This window comes from Winogradskyella sp., assembly GCF_965656915.1.
Taxonomy (GTDB): domain Bacteria; phylum Bacteroidota; class Bacteroidia; order Flavobacteriales; family Flavobacteriaceae; genus Winogradskyella.
In genome coordinates this window covers 1-17,694 of the sequence record NZ_CBFHMI010000031.1, presented here as the reverse complement: position 1 = coordinate 17,694, position 17,694 = coordinate 1, and the positions used below count along the sequence as shown (strand labels likewise).

Sequence of the window (17,694 nt, the reverse complement as noted above, 5' to 3'; positions counted from 1 at the left end):
TCTAGTTTATTGTGGACCTGAAGTTATCTATAGATATTCTCTATGTGTTTTCTTATTGTTCCTATGGAAAGAATTAAGTTTTCTGCAACAGCATTATAGCTTAAGCCTTTACTTAATTGCTCCAAAACATCAATTTCTCTATTCGTAAGTTTTATGTTTTCTTTTTCTTCTATATAAGGATTTCGCAGTAATTTCAATGTTTTTAAAGCAATTGACGGATTCATTGCTGCTCCACCATTTGAGGTCTCTATAATTCCAGAATGCAAATCACCTACATTTATTTCTTTCAATAAATAACCATCTGCACCAGCTTTTATAGCATTAAAAATATTTTCGTCATTATCAAAAACTGTGAGCATTATAATCTTAATCTGTGGATACTTTTGTTTGACTTCGTAAGTCGCCTCAATACCATTCTTTACTGGCATTTCAATATCCATTAAAATTAAGTCAATCGCATTATTTTCTTCTAGTTTTTCCATTACCGCTCTCCCATTCATAGCTGTAAACCTTACTTCTAAGTCTTCAAAAAAAGACAGTTTTTCTTCTACTGCTTTTATTAAAAAAGAATTATCATCTACTATGGCGATTCTAATGTTCATAATATTTTGAGTTAGACTTTAAATGTCTGTTTTTTTTTGAATTAAACTATACGTAGTTTATCGTATATCATAGATTAAGTTTTATAGTTGTGCCTATATTGGATTCTGAATCTATACTAAGTTTTGCATCTATTTCAGATCCTCTTTTTTCAATGTTAAGCAATCCGTTTCCTGAGTTTGTATTATCCTTTTCAAATCCTTTACCATCATCTGAAATAGAAATAGTCATATTACTATTTTTCTGATGAATATGGACTTCAATTTGCGATGCTTCTGAATATTTAAGCGCATTATTTAAAGCTTCTTGAATGATTCTATGCACATTCATACCTTTTATTGAAGTAAACGATATACTCGTATCAACTGAGTCCTCTACATTAAAATTAAAGGTAACATTCTGTGCTGCGATATTTGCTTTTTCAATAAAATTTGATATTCTAATCTGTAAGTCTTCAAAAGTAATTTCGCTTTTGTTCATCGCCCAAATAGTATCTCTAAGCTCATAAATTGTGGTTGTAGTGAACTCACTAATAGTATTAAGTTTATCACTTAGCTTTTCTAGAATTTTAAATCCATATTTAAGATTATCTATAGAAGAAATAATAAATGTTAGTAGGGCACCAATATTATCATGAAGACCTCTAGATACTCGAAGGCGTTGATCTTATAATTTGTTTTGTGTTTCAATTTTTAGTAAAGCATCTTTTAATTCATTTTCTTTTTTAAGCTGTCGGTTTTTTAATTTTTGTTGATTGTAAAATAAATAACCTAAAAGTCCTAAAACGACAGCTAAAGCACCTAATCCTAAAATGTAATTATTCTTATTGCTAAGATTAAGTTCTTTCTCAGCGATATCTGCTCTTTGAGACAGGATTTCTTTTTCTTTTTTTTCGGTCTGGTATTCTATTTCGAGTTGTGCTACTTTACTATTTGTTTCTATATTTAAAATACTATCTCTAAAATTTGAAAAATCTTTATAATATGCTAATGCTTTATCCTTATTATTAATTGCTTCATAAAATTGCGAATAATTGAACAGCGCGGTTTCGTGGTCTACTACGACCTTATATTCTTTTGCATAGTAATAGGCACTGTCTATAAATGACTTTGCTTCTTTTGCTCTGTCGTTTTCTAATAATACCTGAGCTATATTATTATAACTAGATCCGACACCAGCAAAATTTCCTATTGAACGCTCTATTCTGGCGGATTCTTCAAAATAATATAAGGCAGAATCAATCTTCTGCATGTAATAGTAAACTGTACTAACGTTGTTTGCAGATTCTGCTATTCCTCTTTTTTCATCTAATTGGTTTTCAATAACTAAGGAATATTTAAAATAATCTAATGCCTTGTCTAAATTGCCATCATTAGCATATATAATAGCAATATTATTATACACCTCTGAAATACCTTTCTTATTATTCAATTCTTCAAATGCTTCTTTAGCCTTTAAATGATAATCTATAGCCTTATCTGTAATATTGAGATAGCTGTATACCATACCAATATTGTTGTTGACAGTAGCTTCTTCAGATTTCATACCTAAATCAGTGTACACCTCTAGAGCTTGCAAATAATTTGTGAGCGCATCTTCATAAGCACAAAGACTTCGTTTTGATGCACCGATATTATTCAATGCACTGGCAAGTATCAGAGTATCTTTTGTAATTGTTATGACTTCTTGAGAGTATGAGATAGCTTTTTCAAATTCGCTCACTATAAATAGATAGATTTTGAGCATTTGTGATTTGTTGAAATAAAAGAAAAAGAAATATACAACTATTGGAAAACAAAAAAAGCATCAGGCACTTTCCGTTTTTAAAGACAGAAGAATTAACTGATGCTCTTTTAATTAAATTGATTAATAGCATAAAAAAGATATAACTATTTGTTAGTGTTTTTCTTTTTTTTCGATGAAACGACAATTAAAAAGATTAAGCGTAATTGAAAATTAACTACGCCTAATCGAACAAAATCTCAACAACAAGATTTATTGGTTAAGGTTATAGGCGTATATCGTTTTATCATTAGGTTTATAATATAAATTTCCTGCATTTGCAACAGTTGCTGAAGATGAAATTTCCATAGATTGGTAGTTAGAACCATCTACTTTAGCTTGTAATACTCCTGAAGGTGCGTTACCACCATCTCCACCATCATCGTCTTTTGAACATGAACTGAATGTTACTAATGAAACCGTCATTATAAGTAACATAATTTGATTTAATTTTCTCATTGTTGAATTATTTATTGATTAATACTGGTACAAATTTGAACAATAAGACAAAGACAAAACATACGATGAATTGCGTATATTTTTATAAGTATTTGTTTATAAGTATTTTAGGTTTATTTTAAAACAAAATATGTGGGTATTTCCCGTGTAAATCATCAATTTCTGATTGAAGTTTTGTCAAAAATTCCTGATGGGCTTTAGAATTTGGATTAAAGGGTTTATGTGCTCTTTTGGCTTGAATACCTGCAACAAGATTTAAAGTAGATAGCGCCTCTTCAGTTAACCAAACTGAGCTGAATTTATTCCAAATATAATCAATTGCTTGTTGATTTGGATGAACCATATCAGTTTTATAAAAACGATAATCTCTTAACTCATCCATTAGTATTTCATATGAAGGAAAGTAATCAATTTGATTTTTTGAATCAACAATTTGGTGTATGGAGCTAAGTAAATGCGATTTACTTCTGTTATTTTCTACAAAACCATCTTTTAAATGTCTTACCGGAGATATGGTAAATAAAAAATTGACCTTTGGATTGACGCTTCTTACCAGAGTAATAATTGCTTCTAAAGACTGAGTAATGTCATCTACTGATAAAAGTTGTTTTAAAAATTTTTTCTGTGGAATTTTATGACAGTTAGCCACAATTTTATCCGTTTCAATATATCTGTAAACCCAAGCAGTTCCTAATGTGATAACTAGATGAGACGCTTTATGCAGCTTTTTATTTGTGTGATCTAATTGGGTATTTAATTCTGAAAACAAATCGTCTTTAGAAACTTCGTTTAATCGCGAGTGTGCATCTAAACAACACCACTGCTCATTTACAAAATGAAGTTCTTCCGCTATATAATAATCTTTATTTATTGCTCTTACTATAAGATTTTCAATAGCCAAAGGGTGAAATAATATTCCGAATGGGTTTGTAGAAGACTGAAGTTTAAAATAATCAAACTTTTTGCCAATATTTTCAGAAAAACAAGATCCTAAAAGCAATACCTTAGAGTTATAATCTATCTGATTAAACTTCTGTGGTTGTAGTTTTATTTTGGTTTGAAGATTCATTTTTTAACTATAAGATGGTCTGTCATATCATTAAACAGAATTTCCCAATTATCTTTTCTTTCTTTTTCTTCAATAGATAAATGCTCAATGATTGATTCAATCTTTTTCTTTAACAAATTGTATTTTGCTTTTGACTTTTCTAAATTATCCAAGAAATTGGTATGAAAGAGAACACCATAAATTCCAAAAGTAATTGCATATGGAGCATCAAAAGCTTTCTCTTCTAAAGTAATTCTTGCTCCATTTAAATGCTCTTCATCACTAATAATCAGTCCATTTTCAGAACCTTTTGTACCAATCGTTTTTCCGTCATCAAAAGAAATCCAAGAACTCATCTACTGGATATAAGATTTTGCAGCACTTAAGGCGTCATTAATTCCTGAGGGATTTTTCCCTCCCGCAGTAGCAAAGAAAGGTTGTCCTCCACCTCCACCTTGAATAAATTTACCAAGCTCTCTTACAATACTGCCAGCATTTAAATCTTTACTAGCCACTAATTCTTTTGAAATGTAGCAAGACAATATAGCCTTACCATTATTTTCCGCACCAAATAACAGGAATAAATTGTCAAACTGGCTACCTAACTCAAAACAAACGTCTTTTATGCCACCTGCATCTAAATCTAGTTGCTTTGCTAAGAATTGAATACCATTAATTTCGCTTAACTCATTCTTTAACTCGCCCTTTATGTTTTTAGCTTTATCCTTAAGCAGTTGTTCTATTTGCCTTTTTAAGTCTACATTTTCTGCCTGTAAATTTTGTAGTGCTTTTACCGGATCTTTGGTATTATTGAGTAAGTCTCGCATTTCAAAATAGGCACGGTTATTTTCAAAATAAAAGTCCTTTACAGCATCATTAGTAATGGCTTCTATTCTTCTTATACCAGCAGCAACAGCACCCTCAGAAACAATTTTAAAATGCCAAATATCTGCTGTATTTTTAACATGTGTTCCTCCACATAATTCTATAGATTTTCCAAATCTAATCGTACGTACGGCATCACCATATTTCTCGCCAAATAAAGACATTGCACCTTCAGCAATGGCTTGTTCTTTTGGTACACTTCGATGTTCTTCTAAAGGTAATTTCCCTTCAATACGTGCATTTACAAAGTTTTCGACATCTCTTAATTCTTCCACTGTAAGTTTAGCAAAATGCGAAAAATCAAAACGTAAATATTTAGAGTGTACTGCAGATCCTTTTTGTTCTACATGCGTCCCTAATACTTCTCTCAAAGCCTGGTGCAATAAATGCGTGGCTGTATGATTACACTCTGTTCTGTAACGCTGTTTAGCATCAACGACAGCTTTAAATGTTTCATTTAAATGTTCAGGTAAGTTCTTAGTAAAGTGAATAATAACGTTATTCTCTTTTTTAGTATCTACAATATAAACTGTATCGCCATGAACATCTTGCAAGTAGCCTTTATCACCAACTTGTCCACCACCTTCTGGATAAAAAGGTGTTAAATTAAAAACCAACTGATACATTTCACCATCTTTCTTAGAGGTTACTTTTCTATATCTTGTGATTTTCACATTGGTTTCTAAAGTATCATAACCTACAAACTCCTGCTCTGCATCATCAATTAAAACGGTCCAATCATCAGTAGACATTTCACTTGCAGCTCTAGATCTGCTTTTTTGTTTTTCAAGATGTTCTTCAAAACCTTTCTCGTCTAATTTTAAGTCTCTTTCCGATAGAATTAAGGCTGTCAAATCAATTGGAAACCCATAAGTATCATACAACTCAAACGCTTTTTCACCAGAAACTATATTACCTTTGGTTTCTTCAACAATTCTGTTTAATAATACCAATCCTTGTTCTAATGTTCTTAAAAACGACGTTTCTTCCTCTTTAATCACATTCTCAATAAGTTGTTTCTGAGCTTTTAATTCCGGAAATGCAGAACCCATCTTTTTACTTAATATATCAACTAAGCGAAAAATAAATGGTTCCTTTTTGTCTAAGAATGTAAATCCATAGCGCACTGCACGTCTCAAAATTCTACGTATTACATAACCAGCACCTGTATTACTTGGTAACTGACCATCTGCAATGGAAAAAGCCACTGCTCTGACGTGATCTGAGATAACACGGATGGCCACATCAATTTTTTCATTCTTACCATAATCCTTATCTGTTATGGTTTCAATTTCTCTAATGACTGGTGTAAAAACATCAGTATCATAATTAGATTGCACTCCCTGTAGAACCATACAGAGTCGCTCAAATCCCATACCTGTATCTATATGCTTGTTTGGTAAGTTCTCTAAAGAACCATTCGCTTTACGATTGTATTGCATAAAGACTAAATTCCAGATTTCTACAACCTGTGGATGATCCATATTGACTAAAGATTTACCATCTACTTTAGCTTTTTCTTCTGCTGAGCGTATATCTACATGTATTTCACTACAAGGGCCACAAGGACCTTGGTCTCCCATTTCCCAGAAATTATCCTTCTTATTTCCCATTAAGATACGATCTTCTGGAATAAATTCTTTCCATAAGTCATAGGCTTCCTGATCTATTTTTAAATTATCCGCATCATCACTTCCTTCAAAAACAGTTACGTATAAAATATCTTTATCAATACCGTAAACCTCTGTGAGTAATTCCCACGCCCAAGCAATAGCTTCTTTCTTAAAGTAATCTCCAAAACTCCAGTTACCTAGCATCTCAAAAAGTGTATGATGATAGGTATCATAACCAACTTCTTCTAAATCGTTATGCTTACCAGAAACACGTAAACATTTTTGCGTATCTGCAATTCTATTTTTTTTGGGATCTGCATTACCTAAGAAATATTCTTTAAACGGAGCCATACCGGAGTTAACAAACATCAAAGTAGGGTCGTCTTTTAAAACCATTGGCGCAGAAGGAACTATGAGGTGTTGCTTTCCTTCAAAGAAATTTAAAAACTTAGTACGAATTTCTTGAGACTTCATAAATTGAAATTATAGCTTGTTTCTATTTAATTACCACAAATGCAAAACAATTTTTTATCTTTGGTCGTTATGCTAACAAAAGAAGCTTACTTCGTGGGCTTATTAGCTGCAAAAATAGCATAAATTAAAACATGGGTAAGGTAAAATATTATTATGATTCCGAAACGCTTTCTTACCGCAAAATAAAGCGTAGAAAAAGGACGACATTAAAGTATGCTGCAGTATTTTTAGTGGCAGCTGCTATTTTTGGCTTTTTGTTTGTTTTTATCGCTAGTCAATATATTGAATCACCCAAAGAACGTCAAATGACGAGGGAATTGCAAAATATGCAATTACAATATGAATTATTGAATAAACGAATGGATGATGCCATTGCTGCTCTTGAAAATGTAGAAGAAAGAGACAATGCGATTTATAGACTTTATTTTGAAGCAAATCCAATACCAGAAGAACAGCGCAGAGCTGGATTTGGCGGAATTAACCGTTATAAAAAGTACGAAGGTTTTGATAATTCTCAATTAATATCAGAAAGTAACAAACGCTTAGATATATTAGAAAAAGCAATTGTAGTGCAGTCCAAATCTTTAGATGAAATTGCGAAGCTCGCAGAAGACAAAGAGAAATTTTTATCGGCTATACCCGCAATTCAACCGGTTAATAATATAGATTTAACACGTATGGCCTCTGGTTATGGCTTTAGGACTGATCCCTTTACTAAGGTCAGAAAGTTTCACTTTGGTATGGATTTTACAGCACCTAGAGGAACGCCAGTATATGCATCTGGAGATGGTATTGTAAAAAGAGCAGACAATAGTTCGACGGGTTATGGTAAGCATATAAGAATTGATCATGGTTTTGGTTATGTGTCATTATATGCACACCTTTATAAATATAATGTTAGAGTAAATCAACGTGTAAAACGTGGTGATTTAATTGGTTTTGTGGGTAGCACAGGGCGATCAGAAGCTCCGCACTTACATTATGAGATATTTAAAGACGGAAATCGTATTAATCCTATTAATTTCTATTACGGAAATTTATCGGCTGAAGAATATAGTAAATTACTAGAGAAAGCATCTTTAGAAAATCAATCCCTCGATTAAAATGCACATAGATTTACCAGAAAAACGTTATTACGGTATAGGTGAAGTTGCCAAGGCATTTAAAGTAAATGCTTCGCTTATTCGTTTTTGGGAAAAAGAATTTGATGTTATAAAACCAAAAAAAAATGCAAAGGGTAATCGTAAATTTACTCCAGAGGACATAAAAAATCTCAAATTTATATACCATTTGGTAAAAGAACGTGGTTTTACGCTTGAAGGTGCAAAAACACATCTTAAAGAAGAAAAAAAGCAATCCTTAGAAAAGTTTGAAATTATTGCCAAACTTGAAAGCATTAAAGCGCAGCTCAACAAAATAAAAACACAACTTTAAACTTATCATAATGAAGAAATTTCTACCGTGGATAATTATTGCAATTATTGCTGCAGGATTATATTTTAAAGGAAAAGGATTTTACAATAGTGTTATTGTCGGAGAAGAAAAAATTGGAGAACAATGAACTCAACAGGCCAAAGTCTTCTTGAAGCTATTATTTTAAGTAATTCGGGGTACGTTAGCTATAGAGGGTCTTCAGGCGGATTTGGTAGTGGCTTCGGTGGCGAAGGTTTTGGAGGTGGAGGCGCCTCTGGTAGTTGGTAGAAAATAAAAGACTACTAATTGAATTGGCAACGAATTTAACGCTTTAATGTAAAATGACCTTTTATAATTCTACCATCAATAAGTTCTGCAACAAACCAATAATCATCCGTTTGTAGTAATTTTCCATTAAAAGTACCATCCCATCTTGGATTATTGTTGTTCAAAACTACAAGTAGTTTTCCAAATCTATTATATATTTTTACTTCTGAAGTAATTGGAAACTCAGTTGAAAACCCTTTTATCTCCCATGTATCATTCTTATTATCTCCATTCGGTGTAAAGAATTTTGGATAACCGAGAACAGAAACGTTATCTGAGACAATGCCGCAATTGTTTTTAATATCTTTAATGTAAACCGAATAAATTCCAGGATTTACATTCTGAAAAACGTTAGAGGATTGATAAAACCCATTACTGTCGTTTAATGCATAGACATAAGTGCCTTCACCTTCAACTAAAACTGTAATAGAATTAACGCTAGACATATCATTGACTTCGATATCTTCTATCGTTGCAATATTAGATGACAAAACCTCAACAGTTCGTTCAATCTCACAACCTTGGTCTGTTGAAACAATAACGGTATATATTCCAGGAACATTAACTTCAATTTGTGCTGTGGTCTCACCTGTAGACCAGTTATATAAATAATTATTAGGATTATCACTTAGAATACCATTTCCTAAAGTGATGGTCTCAGGAAAATCATTCAGACAATAATAAAATTCTTCATAAGTCACTACATCTGGTATGTCGTTAACTACTAGTTTTACCTCGTTAATTCCATAACAACCCGTGCTGGTATTTACTCTGGCATAAATAGATTGCGTGTAAGGTACTGTATTCGCAAATTCTCCTGTGATTTCTTCAATTTCCGCCAAAGCATTAGCATATGTTTCATAGAATGTCAGCGTTGCATTAGCAGGCACAGTACTCAATAACTCACTTCTAGCACCAGACAAACTAAATGTTGTGAATCCATTGAAACTGTTCTCAACACACTCTGATAAAGTAATGTCATTTAGCAATCCAGGATTAACTTGTAGATTCACTTCAGCAATAGCTGTACAACCCGATATGGCATTAAACACATCAGCATAAATAATCTGTGGATTACTAATATTATCATAGGATTCAGCATTTATACTATTTATTAATGCTGAATCTTCAAAAAATCGAACTGTGGTAAACGCACGCATTTCAGGATCGATATTGACCAAAATATTATCCGTAAAATTATTGAGATTAAAAGTAGATAGCCCATTACCGTTTTCACCTTCACATTGTACAATGGTTGTCGGATTAGGAATTGGAGGGCTGTAAATAATTACTCGTTTTGTATTTGTAGCGCTTTCTGCACCTAAAGTAATGGTTAGAGAAACGTCAAATTCACCAGGACCACTAAAGGTATGTTGTGGATCTACTTCAGTTGATGTAGTACCATCACCAAAATCCCAAAAAACAGAGTCGTATTCTTCTTCTATATTAGAGTAAAACTGAGTGACTTGCCCATCACAAATATTTTCTGCCTCAATACCTAATCTAAAGTACGATGGGATAAATGTAGGTAATCCAAAAACTGTCTGTCCTTCCTCAAGGAATATAGCTTCGGGAATATAGCCTGCGCCTGGTCCTCTAATTGTCGGATTGTTAATCGCATCTAAATAAGGTGTTGATATTTTAGCAACATATATTCTACCGTCTGGTGCTAATTGCATGGCACCAAATCCTGTATTTGCAGCAAATGCTAAAGTCACTTGAGATGCTCTGATATCGGCTTCTTCCTCGGCTAGTAAACTAAATTGATAGACACCTCCATTAGTTAATAAGCCACCATCAAAAAATGAAGTGTATAATAAATTACCATCCTGTGAAAATTCTACGCCATAGAAATTTACATTTTTGTCAATTGTAATAACATTAGACAAAAGACCCGTGGCATTATCAAAATCAAAGATTTGTACTTCTCCAGTACGCGCAATAGCTATTCTATTACCTCTTGGAGAAATTTTAATCTGACCAATAATATTAGATACTCCCGTTACTGTTCCGATTGCGGACACAACAGGATTAGGATTTACACCTGTTGCTGTTACCTCATAAGCGATAAATTCATCGCTATTGTATTTATGTGCGACCACCCAAAAGCCATTATCATTCTGATTCTCAATTGCTGTGAGACTTTCGTTGGTTGGACCAATTAAAAATTCATTTTTTATGGATGTTAGGGCTCCTAATCCGTTATCCGCAGAAATGTCAACCACAGAATATTGAAGTCCGTTTGGTCCTCCATCTGAATCTATGGTAAAAATATAGTACTGATTAGAATCACCTGGATCTGGAAATATTATTGCAGAATGGGTGCTGGAAAAATTACCAGAAAGTCCATTTCCATTCTGCATAACCTCATGATTTCTGTTATACACTGTAACACCATCTGTATAAAACAACAAATCACCATCCGCAGATGCCATAGTTGCGCAGCCTTCAAAAGTGGCCAGCTGACCATTAGATAAAACTTCTGGGGCGCCATTATTAAAATCTAAACCAGCATTTAAACCAAAATACCAAAAATTAGCTTCACCTTGAGCTAATAGGCAAATCGGTAGTACAAGTAATATTAAAAAGGTAACTTTTTTCAATACAATTTTAATTTAATAAAATGCTTTACAATAATTTAATCCTATCGTTTTAAAGTAAAATGGCCTTTAAACTCTCTTCCGTCTATTAGTGTTGCAACAAACCAATAATCATCTGTTGGTAATAGATTTCCATTTAATGTTCCATCCCAACTAGGGTTATCAGCATTTAAAACAGAAATTAATTTCCCATATCTATTAAAAATTTTCACTTTATACGTTACTGGTATTTGAGATGAAAATCCTTTTATCTGCCAGGTCTCATTATTTGAATCACCGTTAGGTGTAAAAAATTTAGGAAATCCTATAACTGCAATTTTATCAAAAATAGTACCACAATTGTTCTTAATATCCTTTATGTAAACAGTATGTATGCCAGGTGAAACGGATTGAAATATGTTAGATTCTTGATAAGGCCCATTTTCATCATCTAGTGCATAGACATATTCACCATCGCCAGAGACTAAAACTGTAACTACATTATTCTCTGATGCATCTTCAACTTCAATAGTCTCAATTACTGCTGTGCTAGATGGTAAAACAACAATTGTCCGTCTGTTGGTACACCCAGCTGGTCTGGTCACAAAAACAGTATAGGTTCCTATTTGGTTAACCTCAATATTTATTGTGGTCTCTCCTGTCGACCAATCGTAAGCGTAATTATTTGGAATATCATCAATAATACCACCATCTAATGTAATTGTATCTGGAAAACTATTTAAGCAGTAATAGACTTCTTCATAATCAGTTAGATTAGGAATATCCTTAACAATTAATGTAATTTCATTAATAGCAAAACAACTATTGTTATTATCAACTCTAGCATAAATGATTTGACTATAAGGCGTCGCATTAAAATAATTATTGTCTAACTCATTCACCTGTAAAAGTGCATCATTATAAGATTCAAAATAAGTTATCGCAGAATTTACAGGAGTGTCGTTAAGCAATTGATAATTTGCTTCTGTCAAATCAAAAAATGTGAACCCATCCACCACGAAGTCATCACAAGATTCTAAAGTTATATTGATTGGTAAACTCGAATTTACCTGTAACTCAATATCTGCCACCGATTCGCAATTTGTCAATGGATTATAAACCTTAGCATATATAACCTGAGGATTAGTAATATTTTGATAATTAGACACATTAATACTGTTTACCAATTCTTCTTCTAGGTAGAATTCTACTTCTAAGACTTCCAAAGTTTCGTCTGTATTGCCCTGCACGATATCATCGATATAGTTTGTCACATTAAATACTGAAAATCCATCACTAACATCATCATCGCATTGTGAAATTAGTATTTCATTGGCAACTGGCGCCTCATAAACAGTTACAGTTACAGGGATTCTTGGACCACCTGTACAGCCAGAAAAATTAGCTGATAACCAAAATGTTGTTGTACCTTCTAAAAAGGTTTCATAGGACAAACCTGTATTAATTACTTCTGTTGAAGACGGTGTTTCATACCACAAGACTTCATCAGTATTTGATGCTATCTCAACATGAGCTACACCTTGTACACATAAAGACTCGGTAACAATATTAAGTTTTGGCGTAATGATAGTTGTAAATGCAGACACATTAACATCTGGATCATTTGGCATTCCACCAAACTCAACTATATAACCTTGCGGATGGTAAGGGCTATTAGGATCTCCATCTCCAGCGACCGGTAAATCATTCCATGAGCCTAAAATTCCAATACTTGGATCCGTTATATGCGCATAATCTTCCCCTCCACAGCAGTTGTTTGGTTCACCCGTATTCCAAAACGCATACATACCATTTGGTGAGCTTCCTCCTGAGAGTCCATTCCAAAACACCTGTCCAGCTTCAGGACCAGTTTCCCAAATCCATGTACCTTCATTTGATTGGTCAGAGCCACCAATCCAACCAGTACCAGCACTTTGCTCACCAGTCAATTGAGCTTCCTCCTCAGTTGTTATAGTCGCTAAATAGCCTTGCAATCCAAAATAAGATTGTGCCTCTGCTTCAGCTTTTGCCTCTGACCAAGAAATGCCTGAGTCTTCAACATAGAAATAATAATGTCCTGTTGAAGGCAGGAAATTAGCATTACCTAAATTTATCGAAAACACCTTATCTTCCGTAAAATTTGTTTGGGTGGTCTGAAAAATCACCTGAGCTATTGCACTTTCATATTCCGCATAAGTTGCGGAACCTGATAAGGTTAAAATACCTTCATTAACCGACCATGATGATGTTATATTTGGATGTGTTCCTGTTAAGATTAAAACGTCTTGTCCAGAAGTATAGCCTTGCGATATTTGGATGTTTGCCTCATTTAGAGTACCTACACCTGAAGATATCGTAATTTCCGTTACAATTGACATTACAGAACTACCGCAGTAAATTTGATTGCCAGTTACTACAATTTGCGGAGTGCCTTGAGCATAACTCATGGTAAAAAATAGGGTGCAAAAAATGGAGACTAAATATAGTTTTAACCTTAACATAGCAAGATTAAAAATACTACTTTTTTCGCATATAAACACTGACAGGAACACCTGTAAAATCAAAATGATCTCTTAATTGATTTTCTAAAAATCGTTTATAAGGCTCTTTTACATATTGCGGTAAATTACAGAAAAATGCAAACTGCGGTTGCGGAGTAGGTAGTTGCATTATATACTTAATCTTAACAAATTTACCTTTATATGCTGGTGGTGGATAGTTTTCTATAATTGGTAATAAGGTGTCATTAAGAACACTAGTTTTTATTCGTTTGGTTCTATTTTTATAAACCTCAACAGCCGTTTCAATAGCTTTAAAAATACGTTGCTTATTTAATACAGAAATAAATACAATAGGAACATCAGTAAATGGCTCAATTTCTTTTCGAATATGCTTTTCAAACTCTTTAGCTGTTTTGGTATCCTTATCCACTAAATCCCATTTATTAACTAGAATTACGATACCTTTTCTATTGCGTTCTGCTAACCAAAATATATTTTGAACCTGACCATCAAAGCCACGCGTAGCATCTAATACTAATAAACATACATCACTATGCTCAATAGCCCTAACACTTCGCATTACAGAGTAGAATTCTAAGTCTTCTTTAACTTTGGATTTTCGACGAATACCTGCTGTATCCACCAAATTAAATTCAAAACCAAAACGATTATATTTAGTATCAATGGAGTCTCTCGTGGTACCAGCAATATCAGTAACAATGTACCGTTCTTCACCGATTAAAGCATTTATAAAAGATGATTTTCCAGCATTTGGCCTACCAACAACAGCAAATCGAGGAAGTTGCTCCTCTTCCACTTCTTCTTTCTCTGGCAGAGCTTCAACCACAGCATCTAGCAGATCACCTGTACCGCTTCCATTTATACTCGCAATGGTGAAATAATTTCCTAAACCTAAGGAATAAAACTCAACTGCATCTTCAGCACGTTTATTATTATCAACCTTATTTACGACTAAGAAAACTGGTTTATCGACTTTACGTAAAAGATTGGCAACATCTTCATCCATACCTGTTACACCCGTTTCAACATCTACCATAAATATTATGGCATCGGCTTCGTCAATGGCAAGTTCTACCTGTTTATCTATTTCAGCTTCAAATACATCGTCGCTTCCGACCACATAGCCTCCTGTATCAATTAGAGAAAACTCTCTTCCGTTCCAATCTGTTTTACCATAATGACGATCTCTTGTTACACCACTAACAGCATCAACAATGGCTTCTCGTCTTTGAATTAGACGATTAAAGAATGTCGATTTTCCAACATTAGGTCTTCCAACAACAGCAACTATATTTCCCATAGAATTTAATTTAATCTGCATTACATATCCTGTAAGCGATTGCAAAGGTAGTATTTAATACTGAATAAGATCTTGCTTTAGCAATAGGATTCATTTAGCTACTCTTCTTAACGTATTTTACTGTTAAGTTTTGAGTTTCACTAAGAAAATATGTAAATTGAAATCAGTTAGCATTAATTATGGAACTTCCTAATGACATAGTACTACGACCTCGATTTAAATTTGATGTCAACCAGAATAATGAAAGTTTGCTTATGCTTTTTGAAGACAAAAGTAAACAACAGACTGAATTTGTTGTGACTAGAGTTGATGACCACGTTTTTATTAAAATACCTAAACAAAAGCAACACTTCTGGTCACCTCAATTACATATAGAAATAAATGAAGACTATGATGAAAAAAATAAAAGTACCATCTATGGCTTATTTGGTCCTAATCCAACAGTATGGACTATGTTTATGTTTTTCCATTTTGCCGTTGCTGGTTTTTTTATTGGCTTTGCCATTTGGGCTTATGTCAACTGGTCACTAGACAGCAACTATGCTGTACAATTATTTGTGACCCTTTTTATGATTGTGATTTGGTTTGCCTTATATTTTAGTGGACGATTGGGTAAAAAAGCAGGAATGGAACAAATGCACGAGTTACATCATTTTATGCGCGATACCTTACGCAGTAAAGATATACACGCTCTGTAATAGTTTATTTTTGATGATAACCAAAACGTCTGAGCTGATTCTGGTTACTTCGCCAATTCTTATTCACTTTTACGTAAAGTTCTAGATGCACTTGTTTTCCGAAAAACTTTTCTAAATCTTTCCTTGCCTCTACACCAACGCGTTTAATTGCAGATCCTTTATGACCAATGATGATACCTTTTTGTGTTTCTCGTTCTACCATAATGACTGAACGCATTCGTATAATATCCTCTTCTTCAAAAAACTCTTCGGTATCTACTTCTACAGCGTAAGGAATTTCTTTTTTGTAATGCAATAGAATTTTCTCTCTAATTGCTTCATTTACAAAAAAACGTTCTGGCTTATCTGTTAATTGATCTTTAGGATAAAACGGTGGAGACTCAGGTAATAACTCAATAATTCTATTAAATACATTTTGCACATTGAATCCTTCAGTTGCAGAAATTGGGAAAAACTCGGCATTTGGCACTTTGCTTTGCCATAATTCTGATTGCTCCTCCATCTGTTCCTGGTTGGATTTGTCAATCTTATTTAATAATAATAATACGGGTATTTTAGAATTTGTTATTTTTTTAAAAAAAGCTTCATCCTTCAACTCTTTCTCACCAATTTCAACCATGTAAACTAACACATCGGCATCCTCAAAAGCAGATTTTACAAAATCCATCATAGATTCTTGTAACTCATATGTAGGCTTAATAATTCCAGGTGTATCACTTAAAATCACTTGAAAATCCTCTCCGTTAACAATTCCAAGAATTCGATGTCTTGTGGTTTGTGCTTTTGATGTTATTATCGATAATTTTTCACCAATAAAAGCATTCATTAGCGTTGATTTCCCAACATTTGGATTACCAATAATATTTACAAATCCGGCTTTGTGCATTAAATTTATTTTCTACAAAGTTACAATCTTTATAGTTCTTAATATCTTAAAAATACAGGATACACTTTTAACATGACAAAAATCACCCTTTAAAGAAATAGAATGCTATAAATTTGGGAGACACTAATTTACAACGATAAAATTATGACCGATCTTCAGATAGCCAAAAAGGTAAAACTAAAACCCATATCAGAAATTGCAAAAAAGTTTGGAATTGACCCAGATATCATTGAGATGTATGGCAAGGATAAAGCTAAAATCCCACTGTCTTGCATCAATAGAAATAAAGCTAAAAAAAGCAATCTTATCTTGGTTTCGGCAATTTCTCCAACTCCAGCAGGAGAAGGAAAAACAACAATTTCCATTGGTTTATCTGAATCATTAAATAAACTCAATAAAAAAACAACAGTTGTTCTGAGAGAACCATCTTTAGGTCCTGTTTTTGGTATCAAAGGTGGAGCAACAGGTGGTGGCTATTCGCAAGTATTACCATTAGAAGATATTAATTTACATTTTACTGGTGATTTTTCTGGAATTGAAAAAGCACACAACCTGCTTTCTGCAATTATTGACAATAATATTCAAAGCAAAACCAATTCTTTAGGCTTAGACCCAAGAACTATTACATGGAAACGTGTGATAGATATGAACGATAGAGCCTTAAGACGAATTATTGTTGGCTTGGGAGGAACAACCTCTGGTATTCCAAGAGAAACGGGTTTTGATATTACTGCTGCATCTGAAATTATGGCAATTCTCTGTATAGCAAAAGATTTAAGTGATTTAAAGAAGCGTCTTGGCAACATTTTTATTGGCTATACATTTAAAAAGAAACCGATTTATGCTCGCGATTTAAAAGTCGCAGGTGCAATGGCCACATTATTAAAACATACTATAAAACCCAATTTGGTACAAACTATAGATGGTAATCCTGCAATAATACATGGTGGCCCGTTTGCTAATATTGCCCAAGGTACTAACTCCGTTATTGGAACATTAATGGGTATGACCTATTCAGGTTATACTGTAACAGAAGCAGGTTTTGGTTTTGATTTAGGTGCGGAAAAATTTTTTGATATAAAATGCCAAAGTGCCAATATATCGCCAA

16 protein-coding genes and 1 pseudogene are annotated in these 17,694 nt (G+C 33.3%); 5 read left to right on the top strand and 12 right to left on the bottom strand.

Annotated features, from left to right (window positions below; translation table 11 throughout):
* Positions 1 to 23 precede the first annotated feature (23 nt).
* From ACTG3Y_RS08925 to alaS, 8 genes and pseudogenes are all read right to left on the bottom strand, one after another.
* Positions 24 to 602, bottom strand: a complete 579-nt coding sequence (locus tag ACTG3Y_RS08925) for a response regulator (RefSeq protein ID WP_439152579.1) — start codon at positions 600 to 602, stop codon at positions 24 to 26.
* 67 nt (positions 603 to 669) lie between these two features.
* Complete coding sequence (locus tag ACTG3Y_RS08920) at positions 670 to 1,080, bottom strand: sensor histidine kinase (protein ID WP_439152578.1); 411 nt, start codon at positions 1,078 to 1,080, stop codon at positions 670 to 672.
* Between the two features lie 3 nt (positions 1,081 to 1,083).
* Positions 1,084 to 1,248: pseudogene (locus ACTG3Y_RS08915) on the bottom strand (hypothetical protein); the annotation flags it as partial.
* Positions 1,249 to 1,266: 18 nt separating this feature from the next.
* Positions 1,267 to 2,346, bottom strand: coding sequence for a tetratricopeptide repeat protein (locus ACTG3Y_RS08910; protein ID WP_439152577.1), 1,080 nt, complete (start codon positions 2,344 to 2,346; stop codon positions 1,267 to 1,269).
* A gap of 249 nt (positions 2,347 to 2,595) precedes the next feature.
* Entirely contained in the window at positions 2,596 to 2,841 is a 246-nt protein-coding gene (locus ACTG3Y_RS08905; RefSeq protein ID WP_439152576.1) for a hypothetical protein, read from the bottom strand.
* Positions 2,842 to 2,959: 118 nt separating this feature from the next.
* Positions 2,960 to 3,910: a GSCFA domain-containing protein gene (locus ACTG3Y_RS08900; protein WP_439152575.1), complete on the bottom strand. Its 951-nt coding sequence runs from the start codon at positions 3,908 to 3,910 to the stop codon at positions 2,960 to 2,962.
* Positions 3,907 to 4,245, bottom strand: a complete 339-nt coding sequence (locus tag ACTG3Y_RS08895; RefSeq protein WP_439152574.1) for a hypothetical protein — start codon at positions 4,243 to 4,245, stop codon at positions 3,907 to 3,909. Before ACTG3Y_RS08895 ends, ACTG3Y_RS08900 begins: the two co-directional genes overlap by 4 nt.
* On the bottom strand, positions 4,246 to 6,861 hold the full coding sequence (gene alaS, locus ACTG3Y_RS08890; protein ID WP_439152573.1) for an alanine--tRNA ligase: 2,616 nt from the start codon (positions 6,859 to 6,861) through the stop codon (positions 4,246 to 4,248). It abuts the gene before it with no gap.
* Positions 6,862 to 6,992: 131 nt separating this feature from the next.
* Here alaS and ACTG3Y_RS08885 point away from each other — a divergent pair, with 131 nt between their 5' ends.
* The 3 genes from ACTG3Y_RS08885 (at position 6,993) to ACTG3Y_RS08875 (ending at position 8,562) form a co-directional block, all read left to right on the top strand.
* Positions 6,993 to 7,964 (top strand): M23 family metallopeptidase, encoded by a 972-nt coding sequence (locus ACTG3Y_RS08885; RefSeq protein ID WP_439152572.1) that lies wholly within the window; start codon positions 6,993 to 6,995, stop codon positions 7,962 to 7,964.
* A 1-nt stretch (position 7,965) separates the two neighbouring features.
* Entirely contained in the window at positions 7,966 to 8,295 is a 330-nt protein-coding gene (locus ACTG3Y_RS08880) for a MerR family transcriptional regulator (protein ID WP_439152571.1), read from the top strand.
* A 123-nt stretch (positions 8,296 to 8,418) separates the two neighbouring features.
* Entirely contained in the window at positions 8,419 to 8,562 is a 144-nt protein-coding gene (locus ACTG3Y_RS08875; protein ID WP_439152570.1) for a hypothetical protein, read from the top strand.
* Positions 8,563 to 8,597: 35 nt separating this feature from the next.
* Here the strand turns inward: ACTG3Y_RS08875 and ACTG3Y_RS08870 are convergent, their stop codons facing one another.
* From ACTG3Y_RS08870 to der, 3 genes are all read right to left on the bottom strand, one after another.
* Positions 8,598 to 11,204 carry a T9SS type B sorting domain-containing protein gene (locus ACTG3Y_RS08870; protein ID WP_439152569.1) on the bottom strand — a complete coding sequence of 869 codons (2,607 nt, stop codon included), beginning with the start codon at positions 11,202 to 11,204 and terminating at the stop codon, positions 8,598 to 8,600.
* 41 nt (positions 11,205 to 11,245) lie between these two features.
* On the bottom strand, positions 11,246 to 13,627 hold the full coding sequence (locus tag ACTG3Y_RS08865) for a T9SS type B sorting domain-containing protein (protein ID WP_439152568.1): 2,382 nt from the start codon (positions 13,625 to 13,627) through the stop codon (positions 11,246 to 11,248).
* A 70-nt stretch (positions 13,628 to 13,697) separates the two neighbouring features.
* The gene (gene der, locus ACTG3Y_RS08860) at positions 13,698 to 15,002 is read right to left on the bottom strand and encodes a ribosome biogenesis GTPase Der (RefSeq protein ID WP_439152567.1); all 1,305 of its coding nucleotides are present in this window, start codon (positions 15,000 to 15,002) and stop codon (positions 13,698 to 13,700) included.
* A gap of 179 nt (positions 15,003 to 15,181) precedes the next feature.
* On the opposite strand from der, the gene ACTG3Y_RS08855 reads away from it, so the two are divergent.
* Entirely contained in the window at positions 15,182 to 15,700 is a 519-nt protein-coding gene (locus ACTG3Y_RS08855) for a GTP-binding protein (protein ID WP_439152566.1), read from the top strand.
* A gap of 4 nt (positions 15,701 to 15,704) precedes the next feature.
* On the opposite strand, the gene era is transcribed toward ACTG3Y_RS08855, so the two are convergent.
* A complete protein-coding gene (gene era / locus ACTG3Y_RS08850) occupies positions 15,705 to 16,586 on the bottom strand; it encodes a GTPase Era (protein ID WP_439152565.1) in 882 nt (293 codons plus the stop codon).
* 144 nt (positions 16,587 to 16,730) lie between these two features.
* On the opposite strand from era, the gene ACTG3Y_RS08845 reads away from it, so the two are divergent.
* The coding region (locus ACTG3Y_RS08845; protein ID WP_439152564.1) for a formate--tetrahydrofolate ligase at positions 16,731 to 17,694 on the top strand (964 nt) is incomplete at its 3' end.